23 protein-coding genes and 1 tRNA gene are annotated in these 19,252 nt (G+C 56.8%); 18 read left to right on the forward strand and 6 right to left on the reverse strand.

Annotation, left to right across the window (positions count from 1 at the left end; genetic code table 11):
* Nucleotides 1-183 precede the first annotated feature (183 nt).
* The 10 genes from ACLRDN_RS11280 (at nucleotide 184) to ACLRDN_RS11325 (ending at nucleotide 9,132) form a co-directional block, all read left to right on the forward strand.
* Nucleotides 184-2,334, forward strand: a complete 2,151-nt coding sequence (locus tag ACLRDN_RS11280) for a molybdopterin cofactor-binding domain-containing protein (RefSeq protein ID WP_413460084.1) — start codon at nucleotides 184-186, stop codon at nucleotides 2,332-2,334.
* Nucleotides 2,335-2,345: 11 nt separating this feature from the next.
* The gene (locus ACLRDN_RS11285) at nucleotides 2,346-2,801 is read left to right on the forward strand and encodes a (2Fe-2S)-binding protein (RefSeq protein ID WP_413460085.1); all 456 of its coding nucleotides are present in this window, start codon (nucleotides 2,346-2,348) and stop codon (nucleotides 2,799-2,801) included.
* Nucleotides 2,798-3,349: a hypothetical protein gene (locus ACLRDN_RS11290; RefSeq protein ID WP_413460086.1), complete on the forward strand. Its 552-nt coding sequence runs from the start codon at nucleotides 2,798-2,800 to the stop codon at nucleotides 3,347-3,349. Before ACLRDN_RS11285 ends, ACLRDN_RS11290 begins: the two co-directional genes overlap by 4 nt.
* Before the next feature lie 13 nt (nucleotides 3,350-3,362).
* A complete protein-coding gene (locus ACLRDN_RS11295) occupies nucleotides 3,363-4,328 on the forward strand; it encodes an XdhC family protein (RefSeq protein WP_413460087.1) in 966 nt (321 codons plus the stop codon).
* A gap of 262 nt (nucleotides 4,329-4,590) precedes the next feature.
* Nucleotides 4,591-5,751 carry a tyrosine-type recombinase/integrase gene (locus tag ACLRDN_RS11300; RefSeq protein WP_413460088.1) on the forward strand — a complete coding sequence of 387 codons (1,161 nt, stop codon included), beginning with the start codon at nucleotides 4,591-4,593 and terminating at the stop codon, nucleotides 5,749-5,751.
* A 197-nt stretch (nucleotides 5,752-5,948) separates the two neighbouring features.
* The gene (locus ACLRDN_RS11305; protein WP_413460089.1) at nucleotides 5,949-6,266 is read left to right on the forward strand and encodes a hypothetical protein; all 318 of its coding nucleotides are present in this window, start codon (nucleotides 5,949-5,951) and stop codon (nucleotides 6,264-6,266) included.
* Nucleotides 6,267-6,268: 2 nt separating this feature from the next.
* Nucleotides 6,269-6,526, forward strand: a complete 258-nt coding sequence (locus ACLRDN_RS11310; RefSeq protein ID WP_413460090.1) for a hypothetical protein — start codon at nucleotides 6,269-6,271, stop codon at nucleotides 6,524-6,526.
* A gap of 10 nt (nucleotides 6,527-6,536) precedes the next feature.
* On the forward strand, nucleotides 6,537-6,998 hold the full coding sequence (locus tag ACLRDN_RS11315; RefSeq protein WP_413460091.1) for a hypothetical protein: 462 nt from the start codon (nucleotides 6,537-6,539) through the stop codon (nucleotides 6,996-6,998).
* 160 nt (nucleotides 6,999-7,158) lie between these two features.
* On the forward strand, nucleotides 7,159-8,394 hold the full coding sequence (locus tag ACLRDN_RS11320) for a primase-helicase family protein (protein ID WP_413460092.1): 1,236 nt from the start codon (nucleotides 7,159-7,161) through the stop codon (nucleotides 8,392-8,394).
* A 192-nt stretch (nucleotides 8,395-8,586) separates the two neighbouring features.
* Nucleotides 8,587-9,132 (forward strand): hypothetical protein, encoded by a 546-nt coding sequence (locus ACLRDN_RS11325; RefSeq protein ID WP_413460093.1) that lies wholly within the window; start codon nucleotides 8,587-8,589, stop codon nucleotides 9,130-9,132.
* A 1-nt stretch (nucleotide 9,133) separates the two neighbouring features.
* Here ACLRDN_RS11325 and ACLRDN_RS11330 read toward each other — a convergent pair whose 3' ends face one another.
* Complete coding sequence (locus ACLRDN_RS11330) at nucleotides 9,134-9,607, reverse strand: hypothetical protein (protein WP_413460094.1); 474 nt, start codon at nucleotides 9,605-9,607, stop codon at nucleotides 9,134-9,136.
* 70 nt (nucleotides 9,608-9,677) lie between these two features.
* Nucleotides 9,678-10,142 carry a superinfection immunity protein gene (locus ACLRDN_RS11335; protein ID WP_413460095.1) on the reverse strand — a complete coding sequence of 155 codons (465 nt, stop codon included), beginning with the start codon at nucleotides 10,140-10,142 and terminating at the stop codon, nucleotides 9,678-9,680.
* Between the two features lie 101 nt (nucleotides 10,143-10,243).
* On the opposite strand from ACLRDN_RS11335, the gene ACLRDN_RS11340 reads away from it, so the two are divergent.
* From ACLRDN_RS11340 to ACLRDN_RS11350, 3 genes are all read left to right on the forward strand, one after another.
* Nucleotides 10,244-10,480 (forward strand): helix-turn-helix domain-containing protein, encoded by a 237-nt coding sequence (locus ACLRDN_RS11340; RefSeq protein ID WP_413460096.1) that lies wholly within the window; start codon nucleotides 10,244-10,246, stop codon nucleotides 10,478-10,480.
* Nucleotides 10,481-10,775: 295 nt separating this feature from the next.
* A complete protein-coding gene (locus ACLRDN_RS11345) occupies nucleotides 10,776-11,324 on the forward strand; it encodes a recombinase family protein (protein WP_413460097.1) in 549 nt (182 codons plus the stop codon).
* A 311-nt stretch (nucleotides 11,325-11,635) separates the two neighbouring features.
* Nucleotides 11,636-11,848: a helix-turn-helix transcriptional regulator gene (locus ACLRDN_RS11350; protein ID WP_413460098.1), complete on the forward strand. Its 213-nt coding sequence runs from the start codon at nucleotides 11,636-11,638 to the stop codon at nucleotides 11,846-11,848.
* 76 nt (nucleotides 11,849-11,924) lie between these two features.
* On the opposite strand, the gene ACLRDN_RS11355 is transcribed toward ACLRDN_RS11350, so the two are convergent.
* The 3 genes from ACLRDN_RS11355 to ACLRDN_RS11365 form a co-directional block, all read right to left on the reverse strand.
* Nucleotides 11,925-12,018, reverse strand: a tRNA-Ser gene (locus ACLRDN_RS11355).
* 143 nt (nucleotides 12,019-12,161) lie between these two features.
* Nucleotides 12,162-13,415 (reverse strand): aspartate kinase, encoded by a 1,254-nt coding sequence (locus ACLRDN_RS11360; protein WP_088753824.1) that lies wholly within the window; start codon nucleotides 13,413-13,415, stop codon nucleotides 12,162-12,164.
* A 527-nt stretch (nucleotides 13,416-13,942) separates the two neighbouring features.
* A complete protein-coding gene (locus ACLRDN_RS11365) occupies nucleotides 13,943-14,221 on the reverse strand; it encodes a DUF4148 domain-containing protein (protein ID WP_413460099.1) in 279 nt (92 codons plus the stop codon).
* Between the two features lie 256 nt (nucleotides 14,222-14,477).
* Between ACLRDN_RS11365 and ACLRDN_RS11370 the strand changes: the two genes are divergently transcribed.
* Nucleotides 14,478-15,389 carry a LysR family transcriptional regulator gene (locus tag ACLRDN_RS11370; RefSeq protein WP_413460100.1) on the forward strand — a complete coding sequence of 304 codons (912 nt, stop codon included), beginning with the start codon at nucleotides 14,478-14,480 and terminating at the stop codon, nucleotides 15,387-15,389.
* Between the two features lie 22 nt (nucleotides 15,390-15,411).
* Here the strand turns inward: ACLRDN_RS11370 and ACLRDN_RS11375 are convergent, their stop codons facing one another.
* A complete protein-coding gene (locus tag ACLRDN_RS11375) occupies nucleotides 15,412-15,840 on the reverse strand; it encodes a thioredoxin family protein (RefSeq protein ID WP_413460101.1) in 429 nt (142 codons plus the stop codon).
* Nucleotides 15,841-15,951: 111 nt separating this feature from the next.
* Between ACLRDN_RS11375 and tsaB the strand changes: the two genes are divergently transcribed.
* From tsaB to ACLRDN_RS11395, 4 genes are read left to right on the forward strand one after another with little or no spacing between them, the layout of a single operon-like run.
* The gene (gene tsaB, locus ACLRDN_RS11380) at nucleotides 15,952-16,671 is read left to right on the forward strand and encodes a tRNA (adenosine(37)-N6)-threonylcarbamoyltransferase complex dimerization subunit type 1 TsaB (RefSeq protein WP_413460102.1); all 720 of its coding nucleotides are present in this window, start codon (nucleotides 15,952-15,954) and stop codon (nucleotides 16,669-16,671) included.
* On the forward strand, nucleotides 16,668-17,165 hold the full coding sequence (rimI, locus tag ACLRDN_RS11385; protein WP_413460103.1) for a ribosomal protein S18-alanine N-acetyltransferase: 498 nt from the start codon (nucleotides 16,668-16,670) through the stop codon (nucleotides 17,163-17,165). The genes tsaB and rimI overlap by 4 nt, the downstream gene beginning before the upstream one ends.
* A complete protein-coding gene (locus tag ACLRDN_RS11390) occupies nucleotides 17,162-18,190 on the forward strand; it encodes a uracil-DNA glycosylase (RefSeq protein WP_413460104.1) in 1,029 nt (342 codons plus the stop codon). Before rimI ends, ACLRDN_RS11390 begins: the two co-directional genes overlap by 4 nt.
* Nucleotides 18,191-18,203: 13 nt before the next feature.
* The gene (locus ACLRDN_RS11395) at nucleotides 18,204-19,220 is read left to right on the forward strand and encodes a DUF1853 family protein (protein WP_413460105.1); all 1,017 of its coding nucleotides are present in this window, start codon (nucleotides 18,204-18,206) and stop codon (nucleotides 19,218-19,220) included.
* Nucleotides 19,221-19,252: the final 32 nt, after the last annotated feature.

The raw sequence follows: 19,252 nt of genomic DNA on the forward strand, positions 1-19,252 counted from the left end.
TCCAAAACGCGAGCCAACACGCCGATGTGATGCTTCGGTGTCGCCTGGACCGTCTTTCATCCGCCATTGGCACCCGCTGCGGCTCCTCACCACGCTGGTTGCCTCTGGACTTCTTTTCTACTTGCCTTGACGTGGCCCTCCCGTAATCGGGACGGCCGCAGCACGGACACGCCAGGACCGCCCATGACTGACCGTCGACTTTTCCTCAAAACCCTGGCAGCCGGCAGCGGCGGCCTCATGCTGGGCGTGCTGTTGCCCCAGGCTGGCGCGCGCGAAAGTGCCGCACTGCCTGCGCACGCCGCCAGCAGCTGGGAACCCAGTGCAGTGCTGCGTATCGACTCCGATGGCCGCATCACCATGACCATGCCGTACGTGGAGATGGGGCAAGGTACTTACACTTCCGTGCCCATGCTGATCGCCGAAGAACTCGAAGTCGAACTGCATGACGTCGTGCTGGAGCATGCCGGTGCCGACGATAAACGCTACATGAATCCGGCGCTGGGTTTTCAGGTGACTGGTGGGTCCACCACCATGCGCGCGGCCTGGATGCCGATGCGCCAGGCCGGCGCGGCGGCCCGCATGCTGCTGGTCCAGGCGGCTGCCCAGCGCTGGCAGGTGGATCCTGCTGGCTGCCTGGCCCGCAGCGGGGCCGTGTTGCATCCGGCAAGTGGCCGCAAGCTTGCTTACGGTTCCCTGGTCGATGCAGCATCAGCCTTGCCCTTGCCAGCGCCGCAGGCCATCACGCTGAAGCAGCCGGCCGATTTTCGCCTGATCGGCAAGCCGGTGCGTCGCCTGGATACGGCCGGCAAGCTCGATGGCTCGGCGCGCTATGGCATCGATGTACAAGTGCCCGGGATGAAGGTGGCGGCTCTGGCCATCACCCCCACACTCGGCGGGCGCCTGGAGAGCGTGGACGAAGCCGCCGCACTGCGCGTGCGCGGCGTGCGGCAGGTGGTGCGGCTCGATGACTGTGTGGCCGTGGTGGCAGACCACTACGGCGCGGCCCAGAAGGGCTTGCTGGCGGCGCGGCCGACCTGGCGCGAAGGACCGCGTGCGCACCTGTCGACCGACACCATCGTTGCCGACATGCGTCGCGCCAGTGGCGAGGGCGCGGCGCGCGTGCGCAGCGAGGGCGATCCCGAGGCACGCATTGCCGGCGCCGCCAAGGTACTGGAGGCCACCTATGAACTTCCGTTCCTGGCACACGCCGCGATGGAGCCGATGAACTGTACCGTCCATGTGAGGCCTGACCATTGCGAGGTGTGGACGGGCACACAAGTGATGACGCTGGCACGGGCCGTGGCGGCCAAGGTCACCGGCTTGTCCCTGGACCAGGTGACCGTGCACAACTTCCTGCTGGGCGGCGGCTTCGGACGCCGGCTCGAAATCGATGGTGTCGAGCGTGCCGTGCGCATTGCCACCCAGGTCAAGCATCCGGTCAAGGTGATCTACAGCCGTCAGGATGATATCCGTCACGACATGTACCGTCCTTACTGGTTCGACCGCCTGCGCGCGGGTATCGATGCCCGGGGCATGCCGGTCGCATGGTTCCACCACCTGACCGGATCTTCAGTGCTGGGCCGTTTCCTGCCGCCGGCGTTCAAGGATGGCTACGATGAAGAATCGCTGGATGGCGCCGAGCGTCCGCCTTATGCCTTCCCCGCCATCCGGGTCGATTACACCCGCCATGAGCCGCCGCTGCCGACCGCTTTCTGGCGCGGCGTTGGCCCCACTCACAACGTGTTTGTCGTAGAGAGCTTCATCGACGAGCTGGCCTTTGCCGCCGGTATCGATCCCCTGCAATACCGCTTGTCCCTGCTCCAGGACAATCCGCGTGCCCGCAAGGTGTTGGAAGTGGCTGCCCGCGAAGCGCTCTGGCGAGGGCCGCGCGATGGCAACACCGGGCGCGGCTTGTCGGTGCAATTTGCTTTCGGCACCTACATGGCCATGGTGGTCGATGCAAAGGTTGAGCAAGGGGAGGTCAAGGTGGAGCGGGTTGTCTGTGCCCTGGACTGCGGGGTGGTGATCAATCCCGATACCGTGCAGGCCCAGGTGGAGGGCGCGGTGATCTTCGGTATTTCAGGCGCCCTCTGGGGCCAGATCACGCTGCGCAACGGCCGCGTCGAGCAGGGCAACTTCGACGATTACCGGGTCATGCGCATGGTCGAAACCCCGCGCATCGAAACCCATATCGTGGCCAGCCAGGAAGCCCCTGGCGGCATGGGCGAACCGGGGACTTCCGGCGTCATGCCAGCGCTGGCCAATGCCGTGCATGCGGCCACCGGAATACGAATCCGCAAGTTGCCAATCGTGGCAGCGTTGCAGTCAAGCTGACAGGAGCACATATGATTTCTCTGAACATCAACGGCAAGCTGGTCAAGGTAGAGGCCGAAGCCGATACGCCGCTGCTATGGGTCTTGCGCGACGAACTGGGCATGGCCGGCACCAAGTATGGCTGTGGCGCAGCACTGTGTGGCGCCTGCACCATCCATGTCGACGGCCAGCCAACCCGCGCTTGCGTCATGCCGGTATCGGCAGCGGTGGGCAAGAAGCTCGGTACCATCGAGGCTGTCGGTGCCACGCCGGTGGGCCAGCGCGTGCAGCGTGCCTGGGCCGAGATCGACGTGCCACAGTGCGGCTATTGCCAGTCGGGCCAGATCATGGCGGCAGTGGCATTGCTGCGCGCCATCCCCAAACCCAGCGACAAGGACATTGATCAGGCCATGTCGGGCAACCTCTGCCGCTGCGGCACCTATCCCCGCATTCGCGCGGCGATCCACAAAGCAGCGGGGCAATCATGATGCGCTCGCTCGCGGCAATGCTGTTGGTGGGCCTGTGCGCCCTTGGTCAGGCGCAGGCCGCCGGCAACCGGGGACGGGACGATGGTGCGCTGTTCGAACCGATTTCCAGCGTAGTGATGTCGCCACGCTGTCTGAACTGCCACCAGGCAGAAGCCCCGCACCAAAAGGACATGGGCGTGCTGCATGCCCAGCAGGTGGTGCGTGGCAAGGATGGACATGGATCGGCCGTGCTCCAATGCGCAGCCTGCCATCAGGCCACCAATACCGCGCAGGGCAAAGTCCCTGGTGCACCCAACTGGCATCTGGCACCGCTGTCCATGCGCTGGCAGGGCTTGGACAAGAAGGCGGTGTGCGAGCAGATGCGCGACCCGGCACGCAACGGCAATCGCAAGACGGGCGCCCAGGTCATCGAGCATATGAAGACTGATCCGCTGGTGCTGTGGGCGTGGTCGCCCGGTGCGGACCGGACCATCCCGCCGATGTCGCATGAACAGTTCGTGCAGATGCTGGAAATGTGGGCCGCCGCTGGCATGCCTTGTCCCGGCTGAGTCGGGACCCCGCATGGAGAGTATCGATCTGCAGGTCTTGCAAGCCTGCGTGCAATGGTTGCAGCAGGGACAGGCCTGCGAGTACGTCACCGTCGTGCGGACTTGGGGCTCCAGTCCGCGGCCGGCTGGCTCCACCATGGCCATCCGTGGCGATGGTGTGGTGGTGGGTTCGGTCTCGGGCGGCTGCATCGAAGATGACCTGATCGCGTACGCACGCGCCGACGGCCTGGTGCGCCGACTGCCGCAACGGCTCGTCTACGGCATCTCTGCCGATGACGCGCATCGTTTCGGCCTGCCGTGCGGCGGCACGGTTGAACTGCTGGTCGAGCCGCTTGCTGCCCACAGCCAGATGCCGGCACTGCTGGCGCGGCTGCAGCGGCGGTCCTTGACCCGCCGCCGTCTGGATCTGGGCAGTGGCGAGGTCACGCTGGAAGAGGCCGGGGAGGACGAACAGTTGCGCCTGGACGAGCATGCGCTGACCACCATTCACGGTCCCCGCTTGCGCCTCCTGATCATCGGTGCAGGCCAGCTCTCGCAGTTCCTGGCGCAGATCGCCAGTGCCCTCGATTATCAAGTCACCGTCTGCGATCCACGTGAAGAACACCGGCTCGCCTGGTCATTGCCGGGCGTATCGGTGTTACACGCCATGCCCGATGACCTGGTGCTGGAGATGCGGCTGGATCGGCGCAGTGCCGTGGTCGCACTGACCCATGATCCTCGGCTGGACGATATGGCCTTGATGGAAGCACTGAAGACTGATGCCTTCTACATCGGTGCCATCGGCTCGCGGCTGAACCAGTCGCGGCGCCGCGAACGGCTGCTGCAGCTTGACCTCGATGCACATCAGATCGCCAAGCTGCATGGGCCGGTTGGCCTGGACATCGGCAGCCGCACTCCCCATGAGATCGCCATTTCCATCCTGGCCGAGATGATTCGCGTGCGTAACAGTGGGTCCGGGAGGGCGCGCAGGTCCGAGTGATGGAATGTCCGGCCTTCCAATCGAAGCGCATGTCTTGGATGAGGGGGGTGGGGGGAGGGCAGGAAGGGCAGAAATGAAAAACGGGTCCATCAGGACCCGTTTTTCATTTGAAGCTTTGGCGGAGACGGAGTCCGTATTATCTTGTGTCTAAGGTGGCCTGTTTAAGTACGCAAGTATTTGATTTTAAAGGAGTGGAGTCTTTCCGGTTGTCTACCTTTGTCTAAGCATATACACTAGAATCTAATAATAAAAGATGGGTAGAATGATGGGTAGATTGACGGTGCTCAAGATTAACAAACTCGTTAATTCAGGTCTGTATCTTGATGGTAAGGGGCTGTACTTGCAGGTCAGTAGTCCAACTGCCAAATCATGGATATACAGATTCGCTTTGAATAGTAAGCGTCGAGATATGGGCCTTGGATCATATCCTGATGTTAGCTTGGCTCAGGCGCGAGAGGACGCCACCCGCTATCGATTAATGGTGAAGAGCGGTAAAGACCCTATTGAGCAGAGAAAGGCCGAGAGGTCGCTTGTAAGTAATCTAACCTTTAGAGATTGTGCTATCCAGTATATTGAACTCCATAAAGTCGAATGGAGTAACCGGAAACACATTGCTCAGTGGCGCAGCACTCTAGAAACATATGCCTATCCGGTATTTGGAAATAAGTCTGTCAGCAACGTCAACAAGGCTGACATATTGACAGCGCTTCAGCCTATTTGGAATGAAAAGCGCGAAACTGCATCGAGGGTTCGGCAACGTATCAAGTGCGTTTTGGATTGGGCTTCTGCAAAAGACTATCGCACAGAACTGGAGGCAAACCTTTGGGATCAGATTGCTAAAGCATTACCGTCTGGTAGGCAGAAGGTCACTCATCATGATGCCTGTCCTTATGACAAAGTTTCGAGTGTTATCAGGACGATTAAAACGAGTGGTGCGGAGGATACTACCAAGAACGCCCTTGAATTCTTGATTTTGACTGCGGCTCGCTCGGGGGAGGTTTTGAACGCACTTTGGTCAGAAATTGATTTCGAGAGGAAGGTTAGGGTTATTCCAGCTGCGCGAATGAAAGGTCGAAAAGAGCATCGAATCCCATTGTCATCCAGATGTATGGAAATTCTGGAGGAGCAGCGCAACAATGGATCAGAGTTCATTTTTGCAAATGCCAAAGGTATGCCATACAGCAATATGACTCTTACTCAGATGCTTCGTAGGCATGGCTATACATTCACTGTGCATGGATTTCGCTCGGCCTTCAAGGACTGGTGCTCTTCTGAGACGGCCTATACATACCAAGTCAGTGAATTGGCCTTGGCACATTCAAACCCGGATAAAGTGGCTGCGGCCTATGACAGGACTGACTTGCTTGAGCAGCGTAGAGGACTTATGGAAGACTGGGCAGCTTATTGTTCGCAGAGTCTTTAATTATTTAAAATTTCCCTTGACTTTGTAAAAAATATATTGACAAATAAGCTTCAGTAGAGTATAATTATAAATGTGAGAAATACATTTCTCGCAAACACCATAAGCCACCTCAGTACGTCCTCGGGGTGGCTTTTTTGTTTACACCATTCCCCAAACTTTACTTACTAATTATTCAATTTATTTTGAAGGAGTTTTCTATGCCTGAAGATTTTGAACAAATCCGTACTTTCAATCCTACCAAAGCAATCTTGGTTCTAGTCCAGTCTCTAAAAGCAGGTATTAATTTTAGGGACATTGCCAGTTTGCTTAACGCTCATTACCTGCTGACAGCGACAGGTAAGGCCTGGTCAGCAGATCATGTGAAAGGCTTGCTCAGCCGCCTGCGGCGTAACTCTGTGTCTCCCACGGCCATCTACAAGGATGTTTTGCGGCTGATAAATGCAGGCATCATCACTTCAGCCGATGCAGCACTACTACTAATGCCCCAAAAGCGTGGCCGTAAAGTTTCGTACTGAAAATGAGTCAAATTATCCATGCTCACAAAGAGCGAGTTCTAAAAATTCTAAGTGTGTTGACGAGTAATCTCAGCATCATAGCAATCTCGCTCAATCTCCTCTCTCTACCACACCTTTTTCAAAAATGGGATGAAAGGGCAGTCAAGGAAGAGTTATCTAAGTTATCAGCTACCGCATCGCCGATCATCATCACAGAACGTGGCGAAGAGCTGTACCGATCCATCCTCCTGCGGGCGGAGAAAATTTATAAAAACATTTGAAAGGGACAACATGAGCGCAATCACATTTACACCCGGTGTAACCTACCACGTAGATATCAGCAGGCTTTATTCACCAGCAGAACTGCAAGCAATTCGACAACATAACGACAGTATTCTTCAGGAAGCCATTAAGCAAGAGCAGGAGGATAAGGCTCAACAAGTACGAGAAGAATACGAAGCAAGTCGGCTGATGACGGATGAAGAGTACTACCAGTATTCTTTAGAACGAGAGGCCGAGAAACAGCGAAAAAATAGAGAGCAGGAATTGATCCTTGCAGCTCAAGAACAGGCTCGATTGGATTTTATGGACTCTTCTCCGCCGCTGGTAGAAATTGTAGAAAGCGTGCCTGTAATCTTCTTGAGCCAGCTACAGGCTTGGATCAAGAAGGGTTACATGATCGATCTCAATAACGTCCAGTATTTCGCGCCTGGGTGTTTTGCAGTGAATCTGACGCCATCTACGACAAATTAAGACATGCCAACTGCCCACACCAAACCACTCGCTCGAAAGTATCTGTACATGAATCCCCCATCTTGGGGGATTTTTCTTGGGCTTATGGCTCAGTACGGCATGACCCAATCAGAACTGTTCGATTACCTATTAACTATCGCCACCACGGCAGGAGACCAGCTTGACAGCAGTACCATCAAACCAGCAATTCCAAAAGTTTAGAAAGCATTTAGAGCAAGAAGGTTTTTGCCTGCTTGTGAATACCAAATTCAAAGAACTGGTTCTGTACAACTGGATCAGCAACGCGACGGAGCCGCTATCAGTATTGCCATTGCGCTTCAAGAGATGGGACGATACCAAATCGGATGCCACCGGAATCACTGACTATATCAAGTGTTCTCTTGAGCTGATATCTGGGGAGGTATTCCTACCCGATGGCGGTAGGTATATATCTTCTTACGGTAGCACATGGGTAAATCTTCACAAGCCATTCCAAACAAGCAGCGAATCGTGCGAAGTCTCGCCTCTCTTCCTGGAGTTCTTTGAGCGCCTATTCCCTATAAACGAGGAAAGGCATGTTTGCGTGCAATGGATGGCAGACATTGTGCAGAATCCGCAGCACCGGCCCTCTTGGCATCTGCTTCTGTCATCAGCGGCAGGCACAGGCAAAGGATTTTTGTTTCATAACATCCTTTCGCCCATCATCCGGCATACGCACCTTGTAAAGGACTACGACGGGCTGATGGGAAAGCACTCAGTTGCCCTTGCTCACAATCTACTGATATTGCTTGACGATGCAAAGACGAGTAGCGATCACATGCAGACCAAACTTAAATCTGCATTGTCCGAGCCAAGGGTGGCAATCGAGCCGAAACACGAAATGCCACGGATGGTAGATACGTATGCCCGAGTAATTTTAGCAAGCAATGAGCTGCGCCCGTTACGCTTGGATAAGGACGAACGCAGATGGTACGTGCCTCAGCGGATCGAGCATCGCACATCTCTAGAAGAAACGGCTGATTTCATCGCCAAGCTCGCTAAATGGCTGGAGGAGCCGGACAGTCTTAGCAAGGTCTACAACTACTTTAAGACCTATTCGATGGAAGGGTTTAATAGGAAATACGTCCATCAGACCGAGACCCTTAAAGCGATGATTGGGATGAGTGAGAGTCCTATTGAAGGGTTTTTATCTGCGTACTTAGAGGACGAGCCTGTTTTTACGTATAACGGCATCCAGGAGGCATTGGCTAGTGAAGGATATAACCGACAAAAGGACACATACATAAAGCGGCTTCTCAATGAGTCTGGCTACGTAAGCGGGAGATTCAAACGCAATTCGATAACGTTGTGGCATCCGAGATCACTATCAAAGGAAACGGCGCTTGCCAAGTTTGAAGCAGCTCCCAGCGTACTGTGACATCCAATAACACCCATGTGACAGGGTTTCAATGGGGATGCCTGTCAGCTTAAAACCCAATGCACACAAGCCTTTCCGTCATTGTGACACCCATGACAACCATGCTTCAAAGTTATTTCTAAATACGAAGTACAACAACTTGTTGTGGGACTGAAGTTGACGGAGGCGAACTTACAGGAGGACTAGAAAATAATGACCAAGAAATTTGATTCACAAGCGGAGGCATCGGCAGCACCACTTTTCGAGAAGTATGGCTGTATCCGCTACAACGATTACCTACCAGCCACGTTCCTCGATAAGGAAGGAGCCGAGTTTTGCGCAAAAGCTGATTTTTATCACCAGGCTACCGGGATACACATCGAATATAAGAGTGCTGCGTTAAATAGCACGACCACCAAACGAACATCGGCCAACAGACTGGAGGCGCAAAGCAGGTGGCGTGGCGGAGCACTTGAGCGAATTGATGAGCTTAAATACTGTTGGTCTCACTCGGCATACAAGCAAGGATTGGTGCAAGAGAAGATTGGCCCGGACAACTTCATAATCGTATTCAAGGGAGCCATCACCGGGCCGGATATGGAGCGGTATCGGAAACGCGGGATCGTAGCTGTAACTCTAAAATCTTTGCCTAGCTGGCTCGCCTACCAGCATTTCTATAGGAAAGGTTTGGCAGTCAGCTTCAAGCTCATAGGCGACTCCCCGCTAATCTACAACAGGGAGCTGCAAGCATACGTTTAGGTTAATCCTTCATGCGTTGACTAGCCTGATTAGTACTGACAATTACCCGCTTAACCTGCTCCAGCATTGCTTGAATATTTTCAGCATCCTTGCTTCCCTGACTGAAATCGGTTGCTTGTTCAAACCCGCTGCCAGGGTTGCTAATAACTGCAATACTTCCAAGCACTCTGACGGTTCCCGCGCTCGAAGCAAAACTAAAACTAATACGAGATGCGGGTTTGGTATTAAATCTTGTGCCAAATAATGATGCAGTCAATACGTCATCAATCGTTTTTTCATATGTAATGAGAGACTCGCTATCATTCTTGACCGAGAACCCTCGATTCATCATTGCATTAGAAATTACTGACTTCACCTCCGAAGTATTTGAGCCAGTAATTGTCACTTCCGGCCTACCGGATGGGGTTGATAACGGCTGCGCCATGTTGGCACAACCAGCCAAAAATATCGCAAACAAGACAATAAGTTTTTTCAATTTTAAATTCGCCCATTGAGGGTGATTGCTAGGGTTAGGTTGGGCATGGTTCGGATGCCAAAGAAATGAGTTATACCGACGTAGACAATTCACTTTGGCAATGCTTGCACTTAATTGCTTCAATTTTTATGTCCTCTGCGCAGTAAGGGCATTTTTTTAGGCCATTACCTTCGGATTTTGTATTGCCAATATGTTGGCCCGAGGGTGGAGGCTCGTCCACGCCATAAAATGCCTTGAATAAATCAAATACATCTCTTTTATTGCCATCCCCTGGATTGTGGGTGAGCGCCCAGACAATGGCAGCAACCCATCCGATCAAAGTCCACCCGAGCAATAGATTCAAAGTAAAGACTGCGTAGATTTTCGGATGTCGATTCAGCCATGCTTCGTAGGAGGGCAAAAAATAGAGGATGGGTGCGGTTACGAAAAAGCTTCCCGCCACCACCTTCCCAAAGTCATTCAAGTCAGAAAATTGGCCCATATTCCAACCGTAGAAAACTAAAAATCCTATTACAGCAAGCCTAAGCAAAAACATAATTTCCCCCGAAAAGTGTTTTGGTGCGAATTACCCCGCAGCATATCATTGCTACTTAAACTCTGTAGATACAAAGTCTACATAAATCCATTCTCCAGCATGTGCAAGCTAGAGAAAAATCACCTGCGAAACTGTCAGCTCGAACGAGATTTGGGCTGGTATTACGCGCTTCTCGCGAACGACTGGGTATCTCCCAAGAGGCGCTAGCAGAAGCTGCGGAACTCCACAGAACGTACATAGGACAGGTTGAGAGAGGTGAGCGAAATATCTCTGTAGACAATATGGAAAGATTAGCTCGGGCTGTCAATCTAGAGTTATGGGAAATGCTCAAACCTTGATGTAATAACTAGCACCGCACAATAAGAGCAAATACTCGCAAATACAGAGTTTGAGGCTGCACACAGCCCGTAATGCTCAACAAACCAGTGTGCCTATCTCCCTGGTCTTAGCTGCGAACTCCTCGCCATTAGCTCCACACCCCCGTGTCTACAAAGGTGTAGCTTTCTATACAGGTGCAAGAGCGCCATAAATAGCACGTTCCAGCCGTCTTAAAAGCTCAATTATTCGATTTATTTACACTTTTCTCAAAAGGTCGGTTATCATTTAAAGACACCATCATATTGAGGGCTGCAAATGCGGGTTGGCTATATCAGAGTGTCTTCGGTCGATCAGAACACTAATCGCCAGTTAGAAGGTGTAGCACTGGACAAAACGTTTACTGACAAGGCATCTGCAAAAAATGCCAATCGTCCAGCTCTACAAGAAATGCTCGGGTTTGTCCGGGAGGGTGATCACGTATTTACTCACTCCATTGATCGACTGGCGCGTAACCTTGTTGATTTAAGAACACTCATCAATCAGCTCACCGGCAAAGGTATTACCGTCACCTTTGTTAAAGAGGGATTAACCTTCTCTGGAGAGGCCAACCCTATGAACACCCTCATGCTTTCGATGATGGGGGCATTTGCCGAGTTTGAGCGTGAATTGATTAAGGAGAGGCAGAGAGAAGGGATTGATGCTGCGAAGCGCGTAGGGAAGCATCTAGGCCGTGCTAGAAGCCTCTCGGAGTCGGATGTAGCAGTAATCAGGGAGCGGGTTACAGCGGGGGCCAGCAAGAGCGATCTTGCCAAAGAGTTCAAGGTATCAAGGGCAACCTTATACAAAGCCTTGGCTGACAACTAGTTCAAGATATTTCCCAAAAGCAATCAATTGCCATTTTCGGGTTATGGGGCTAGGTTCAGCACCCCTTGCAACTCTGACAGGCTGGTTTCTTTGTGTAGTATTATTGCAACTTTATAATATACGCCTTGCGATAACGTAAGGGCTGAGATAAATTTATGTCGCCGCCTTAAACGGGTGGCATTTTATTAACTATCTAAAACGTGCGTGCTTATTGATTAAATAACAGCTACACAATTTAGGCCAGACCACTGAAGCTCCAATCGAACAAAGATGGGGCTTTTTTTGCGTCTGGATTTTGCTGAGGAGGGTCTATGTCGAAAGGAGTGTTGCTTAGCGTTAAGCAAGTTGCAGAGAAATTTGGTATTGGGGTTAGTACGGTGTGGGCGTGGAATAGTCAAACGGGAAAGTCATTTCCCAAGCCGGTGAAACTCTCAAAGAGGTGCACTAGGTGGTGTGGCGACGAGATTGAGGAGTATTTGAATCGGGTGATGAATCAGCGAGATGAAAAGCATCTGATTCACTAAAGATGGGTAGAAATGTGGGTAAGAAAGCTGAATAATCTGGAAAGTCCTTATTAATCAGTTTCTTACCACATATTCTTGGCGGAGACGGAGGGATTCGAACCCTCGATACAGGTTTAAGCCCGTATGCTTCCTTAGCAGGGAAGTGCCTTCGACCACTCGGCCACGTCTCCACACTGAAGGCTGTTTTCGCATTGCTGCGTTGCCTCAGCGAAGACCGAGATAATATCTTCTCATTTGCATCCGGTCAACAGTCGTCTTGCAAATAAACACTGTTTTTTCACCGTTGCGGTCTTCGCTTTGCGCGGTGCGTGATTTACTTGGCGCTGTCCAGGTCAAACGCCTTGTGCAGGGCGCGCACGGCCAGTTCCATGTACTTCTCGTCGATCAGCACCGAGATCTTGATTTCCGAGGTGGAGATCATCTGGATGTTCACGCCTTCTTCGGACAGGGTGCGGAACATCTGCGAAGCGATGCCCACGTGGCTGCGCATGCCCACGCCCACCACCGAGACCTTGGAGACCTTGGTGTCGCCATTGATGGCAGCCGCACCGATGTGCGCCTTGACGCTGTTGTTCAACACTTCCACGGCCTTGGCGTATTCGCCGCGCGGTACCGTGAAGGTGAAGTCGGTCTTGCCTTCCACCGACTGGTTCTGGATGATCATGTCCACTTCGATGTTGGCGTCGGCCACCGGGCCCAGGATCTGGTAGGCGATGCCCGGACGGTCGGGCACGCCCAGCACGGTGATCTTGGCTTCGTCGCGGCTGAAGGCGATGCCGGTGATGGTTGCTTGTTCCATGTTCTTGTCTTCCTCAAACGAAATCAGGGTGCCGGAGGCGGCTTCTTCGGCCAGCGGCGTGAGCGGGTCGGTCAGCGACGACAGCACGCGGGTCGGCATCTTGTAGTTGCCGGCGAATTCCACGGAGCGGATCTGCAGGACCTTGGAACCCAGGGAGGCCATTTCCAGCATCTCCTCGAAGGTCACGGTCTTCAGGCGGCGCGCATCGCTCACCACGCGCGGGTCGGTGGTGTAGACGCCATCGACGTCGGTATAGATCAGGCATTCCGCCGCCTTGATGGCTGCGGCCACGGCCACGGCCGAGGTGTCCGAGCCGCCACGGCCCAGGGTGGTGATGTTGCCGTCGGCGTCCACACCCTGGAAGCCGGTGATGATGACGACCTTGCCGGCGTTCAGATCCTTGCGGACCTTGGCATCATCGATGGAGCGGATGCGCGCCTTGGTGAAGGCCGAATCGGTCTTGATGGGGACTTGCCAGCCGGCGTAGGAGACGGCCTGCTTGCCCAGCGCCTGTAGGGCGATGGCCAACAGTGCCACCGAGACCTGTTCGCCGGTCGAGGCCAGCATGTCCAGCTCACGGCCGTCGGGCTGGGCCATGATTTCCTTGGCCATGCCCAGGAGACGGTTGGTTTCACCAGACATCGCCGAAGGCACGACAACGATCTGATGGCCGGCGTCGTGCCATTTGGCAACGCGCTTTGCGACATTCTGGATGCGCTCGATCGAGCCCATCGAGGTGCCGCCGTATTTGTGAACGTATAAAGCCATAGGGGATAAAAAAAGGTGGCCCGACTTTGACAAGAAAACCCTTAGCTAGGCCGGAGGGAACAAACCCTTGACTTTACATGCGGTGCGCCAAAATCTCAAGGGAAAGCGTGATCTGGCAAGCATTTGCGGGGATTTTTGCATGTCGCATCGCAGCAAAAAAGAGCGCGATCGAAGCGTTGCGCGCACGATTTGCCAGACTCGGGCGATGAGAATGCGCACTCCATGCATCAAATGCACGGCCGGTGAAGAAAGTGGGGGATCGTGTGGAGGAGGGGAGTCAAGCGTGGGTGCACCAGCTGTCATGCGCCCGGTAGTTGCTGGCGGCATGGCAGATGGTGCTGCGGTACGTGTTGCTGCGGTACTGCTTTGAAGCTGCTACGGTCTTGCGCGCTTCCAACGCGGTGGTTCAGACGCAGGCGGCAGGCACTCGTTCGCGTTCATGCAAGGTAACGCGGGGGATGCGCCGGTGCGGAACGCTGCCGGGGTGGAATCGGTCCATCCGGGGTTCGGATGCAGAGCGGTTCCGATCAGGCGCCGGTGTAGAGGCTCTGTGCCGGGCTCTTGGCTTGCTGCACCTGGTTGGCAACATCCTGGCGGCTCAGTTGCGAGGGAGCTTGATGGATGATGGGGTACTCGTTGCGCGAAGCGATTTCGTGGTTGGCTTGGGCGCGTTGCAGTTCGGCCTTCACGTCAGCACGGGTCTGGGTCGAGTGGAACGGGGTTTCCGGGGGGAACGGAGCTTCAGCCATGGCAGCACCGGCAGCGGCGAGCAGGGAGGCGGCAACGATGATGTTCTTGATGTTCATGATAAGGTCCTCTGTTTGGGTTGATGGGTCTTCTTCTCCAGGGGCCGGCGAGTCGTGGGACGGATCCATGCTCTCCTTGTGGGAAAGCCCACTCGTGGGCGACCTGGCGAAGCCGGCTTGCGCGGTGTTTGTTGCTTTGTTGCTTTGTTGCATTGCGCTAACCGATGACTGCAGTGTAAATATTGCGAAGACAAAGAAAAATAGGTTTAATCGGAATTGACTATTTCTCTTTCTGGAACAATCAGGGGCTTGAAAAATGGATCGGCTGCAATCAATGCGGGTGTTTGCCAAGGTGGTGGAGCAGGGCAGTTTCGTGCGTGCCGCCGAGTTGCTCGACATTTCCAATGCCGTAGCGACCCGCTTCATCGCGGACCTGGAGGCGCACCTGGGCACGCGTCTGCTCAACCGCTCGACCCGGCGTCTTTCGCTCACCGAGGCCGGGCAGGCTTATCTGGAGCGGGTCCACATGATCCTGGCCGAGGTCGACGATGCCGAGGCCCTGGTCTCGCTGGAGACCAAGCGCCCGGCCGGAACGCTGGCGATCTATTCCAACGCCGGTTTCGGCCAGTCGCAACTGGGCGAGATGCTGGCCGCCTACACCCAGGCCTATCCCGAAGTCGGGCTCGACATCCATCTCTCGGACCGCTCCATCGACCTGGTGGAAGAGGGCATCGATATCGGATTCTTCAGCAGCATGCAAAAGTTCGATGCCAGCATGATCGTGCGGCAGCTGGGTGTAGCCCGGGTGATCCTTTGTGCTTCACCTGCCTACCTGGAGCGCGCCGGTGCGCCCGAACAGCCCGAAGACCTGTCGCGCCACAGCTGCCTGAATTTCTCGCATGAATATTTGCGCCATCACTGGCATGTCAATACCGAGGCCGGCGTGATGGATGTGCCCATCGTCAGCAAGGTGGTCTCCAACAGCGGCGTGCTGCTGCGCGACCTGGCGCTGGCCGGTATGGGCATCGTGCTGCGTCCCTCCTATTCGCTGGGGGACGACCTGCGCTGCGGCAAGCTGGTGCAGGTGCTGCCGGGCTTTGACATGGGCCAGGTGGTCATTTCGATGGTGTATCCGAGCCGCCGGCTGTTGTCGGCCAAGGTGCGCAGTTTTGCCGATTTCATCAGTGCGCGTTTCCCGCACCCGGAAACCGATCCCTGGCTGACCTGAACAACAGCACTTTAGGGAAACCCTAGCCGATTACATCAGCCAGCTTGTCCAGCAGGCTGCATTCTTCCTGCCAGGTACGGCGTTCGGCGGAACTGGCGGCCTCGCGCTGCAGGTCGGCGTCGCTCTTGTCGACCTGGGCCAGCAGGATGCGCTCGGCCAGACGGGTATCCGGTTCCATCGGGCCGAAGAAGGCCACCGTGGCGCCGCGTTCGATCAGAAGCGTGGGAAAGTTGTCGATGTCGAGATCGCCGACCAGGTCAGCCTGGTCTTCGATATCGATCCACACGAAGTGATGCTGCGGATAGCGGGCCGCCCAGGATTGGAAGGCGACTTCATATTCGCGGCAGCTGCCGCACCAGTTCGCGCACAGGCAAGCCACGACCCAGGTGTCGTTGCGAAGCGCCTCGGCGAGGGGGCGGCGGTTGGTTTGGTCTAATTTCTGGTAGGACATGGCGCGCTTATTTTACCCCCTTCGGCGCGAAGGGTTTTGCGCTGCCGCATAAAGGCTCACGATAGCGGCAAACGTACCGAACAATTGCGCGCCGCACGGTAAAATAGCGGGATGTCCACGATTCTTGCCATTGAAACATCCACCGAGCTGGCCTCGGCGGCCTTGCTCTACCGGGGCGAACTGATTGCGCGCCAGTCCGTCGGCGCCCAGACCCACTCCGACGCCATCCTCCCCATGATCCAGCAATTGCTGGCCGATGCCGGCCTGGCGCTGTCGCAATGCGATGCGCTGGCCTTTGGCGTGGGCCCGGGCTCCTTCACCGGCGTGCGCACCGCCTGCGGCGTGGTGCAGGGGCTGGCCTTTGGCTGCGAGCGTCCGGTGGTCCCGGTGGTGACCCTGGAAGCGGCAGCCCAGGCCTGCCGTGATGAAAACCCGCAGGCCGGCGATGTGCTGGCCATTCTCGACGCCCGCATGGGGGAAGTCTATTGGGCGCGCTACCGCGCCCGCACCGGCGGTGGCTGGGATGTGCTGGCCGAACCGGCCTTGTCCTCGGCCGCCCAGGTACCGGTTGAAGGCAGGCCCCATGCTTGCGGCAACGGCTTGTCGGTCTATGCCGGGCATTTCAGTACCGATTTCTGCTCGGCCGCCTTCGCCAGCCTGCATCCGCAGGCCATGCCGCATGCGCGCCAGGTGGCGACGCTGGGCCAGGTTCATTTCAGCGCCGGAGTGGCCTTGCCGGCACAGCAGGCGCAGCCGCTTTACCTGCGCAACAAGGTGGCCCTGACCACGGCCGAGCGCGAAGTGCGCGATGCCGCCAAGGGCGCGGCATGAGCGAGCAGTTGGCCATGCCGCTGCCGGTCTCGCATCCGCGTTACGGGCGGCTGCAGTTTGCGGCCATGGGCGCGAGCGATCTGGATGCGGTGGTCAGGATCGAAGAGGCCGTCTACTCCCATCCCTGGACGCGCGGCAATTTTCAGGACTCGCTTTACAGCGGCTACCAGGCGCAGACCCTGCGGGATGCCCACGGCGAGTTGCTGGGCTACTTCCTGGTGATGCTGGCCGTGGATGAAGCCCATCTGCTCAATATCAGCGTGGCCGCCCTGCATCAGCATCAGGGCCTGGGCCGCATGCTGCTGGACCAGGCGACCGGGCTGGCACGCCAGCACCACATGCGCACCATGCTGCTGGAAGTGCGTGAATCCAACGTGCATGCGGCCAAGGTGTACCGCCAGTATGGCTTTACCGAAATCGGGCGGCGCAAGAATTACTATCCCGCCGCCAACCAGACCCGAGAAGGGGCTATCGTCATGAGCCTGCCCTTATGAGTGAAGAATTGAAACAAGATCCGGGCTTCGGCTCCTCCCTGGCCCTGCTGGATGCGCTGGGCATCGGCCCGGTCTGGGTGCGGCGTGAACTGGCGGTGGAAGAGGTGCAGACCGCGCAGGCGGAAGTGCCTGCTCAGGAAGCGGCTGCGGCCGTGCCCGCTGCCCCTGTCGATGCGCCCAAGGTCATCGCGCCTGAACCCGTCGTGGCCCGATCCAAGCCGCCCGTCGCCGCTCCGGTGGCGCAACCGTCCACGCCTGCTGCTCCTGCTGCGCGTCCGGCTCCCGCTGCGCCCGCCCGCCCGCGTGCTCCGGTCGAGGAAGTAGGTGGCCCGCCTTCCTGGCTGGACGAGATGGACTTCGGCACTTCGCTCGAACCCGTACTGATCCCCGACGGCGACGACGAGGAAGACGCGCCCGCCGTCGACCCCATGATTGCCCGCATCAAGTCCATGGACTGGCCGCAGCTCAAGCAGCAGGTTTCCGAATGTCGCCGCTGCGGGCTGTGCGAAGGGCGCAAGAATACCGTCTTCGGTGTAGGTGATGAAAAGGCCAAATGGCTCTTCATCGGCGAAGGCCCCGGCCGCAATGAAGATCAACAGGGTGAACCTTTCGTCGGTCCTGCCGGCAAGCTGCTGGACAACATGCTGCTGTCCATGGGTGTCAAGCGCGGTGAGAACGCCTATATCGCCAACATCGTCAAATGCCGACCCACGGATGACAACGGGCGCGACCGCCCCCCTTCGCCGCAGGAGGTGGCCTCCTGCCTGCCTTACCTGCAGCGCCAGATCGAACTGATCCAGCCGACCGTACTGGTGGCGCTGGGCAAGACGGCGGCCATTTCGCTGTTGGGCATGGATCCGGCCACGCCGGTTTCGCGCCTGCGCGGCACGGTGCATCGTTATCAGGACTTGCCGCTGGTGGTGACCTACCATCCGGCCTATCTGCTGCGCACGCTCAGCGACAAGAGCAAGGCCTGGGCCGACCTGTGCCTGGTCATGAGCACCTACGCTGCGCAAGCCCGCTGAAACGATGCCCGGCATGGACCTGAGCACGCATCAGGCGCGCTTCCACCAGCGCTGGCCCGATCTGCGGGACCCGCACGTGCGCGCCCTGGCCTGGCTGCTGTATGCCCCTGATCTGCTGGCGCCGGCGGCGGCCTGCTGGGCGGGAAGGCTCGCCACGCTGGGCCAGCTTTCGCCCGAGGTGGCCGGCTGGCTGCATGACCTGCAATACGATCCGGCCATGAATGCGGCCTTGCACGCCCACCTGGCGCAACAGCCCTCAGGACGCCTGGGCCGGTACGCCGAAAAACTGCTCGGTTTCTATCTGCGCCAGCAGGACTGCCTGGTCGCCGCCAATTTGCAGGTCCGCAATCAGGGACCGACGCGGGAGACGCTGGGCGAATTCGATTTCCTGGTCCGTTCGCCCGAGGCGGAAAGCGATGCCGGCGTCGTGCATTGGGAGTTCGCCACCAAGTTCTATCTTTTGCAGTCACGGGAGCTGACTGCGGCAACGCAGGCCGATGCCTTCGTCGGTCCCAACCTGGCCGACTCGCTCGGCCGCAAGATGCGCAAGATCATGGATCAGCAGTTGAAGCTGTCCGAACATCCGGCGGCCCAGGCAGTCTTGCCGGCTCCCGTAGTGGCGGCGCGCGCCCTGGTCAAGGGATGGCTGTTCTATCCGCTGGGTGCGGCACTGAACCTGCCGCCGACCATGGGCATTGCCGCCGACCATTGCCGGGGCTTCTGGTGTGATGCAGCCGCGCTGCAGGAGATCGATGATGGCACCACCGGCTATGCCGTCCTGCCACGCCTGTCCTGGCTGGCGCCGGCTCGCCTGCCGGCAGGGCAGTGCCTCCCACTGGCGCAGCTGCTCGGCCGCCTGGAAGAAATCTTCACTGCTGACGACAACCCTGTCATGGTGGCGCAATGCCGCTTGAAGGAAGGTTCAGAGCCGCATTGGCTGGAAGTCATGCGCGGCTTTGTCGTACCGCCGCAGTGGCAAGCGCGTGCAGCCGCAACGGTTCAGCACGCCATCGTGCCGGTCTCGGTCTGAACCGCCGGTCCAGACCTTCAATCCATCGTGAA

Origin of the sequence: Herbaspirillum huttiense, assembly GCF_047300815.1 — a bacterium.
GTDB classification, from domain to species: Bacteria; Pseudomonadota; Gammaproteobacteria; order Burkholderiales; family Burkholderiaceae_D; genus Herbaspirillum; species Herbaspirillum huttiense_A.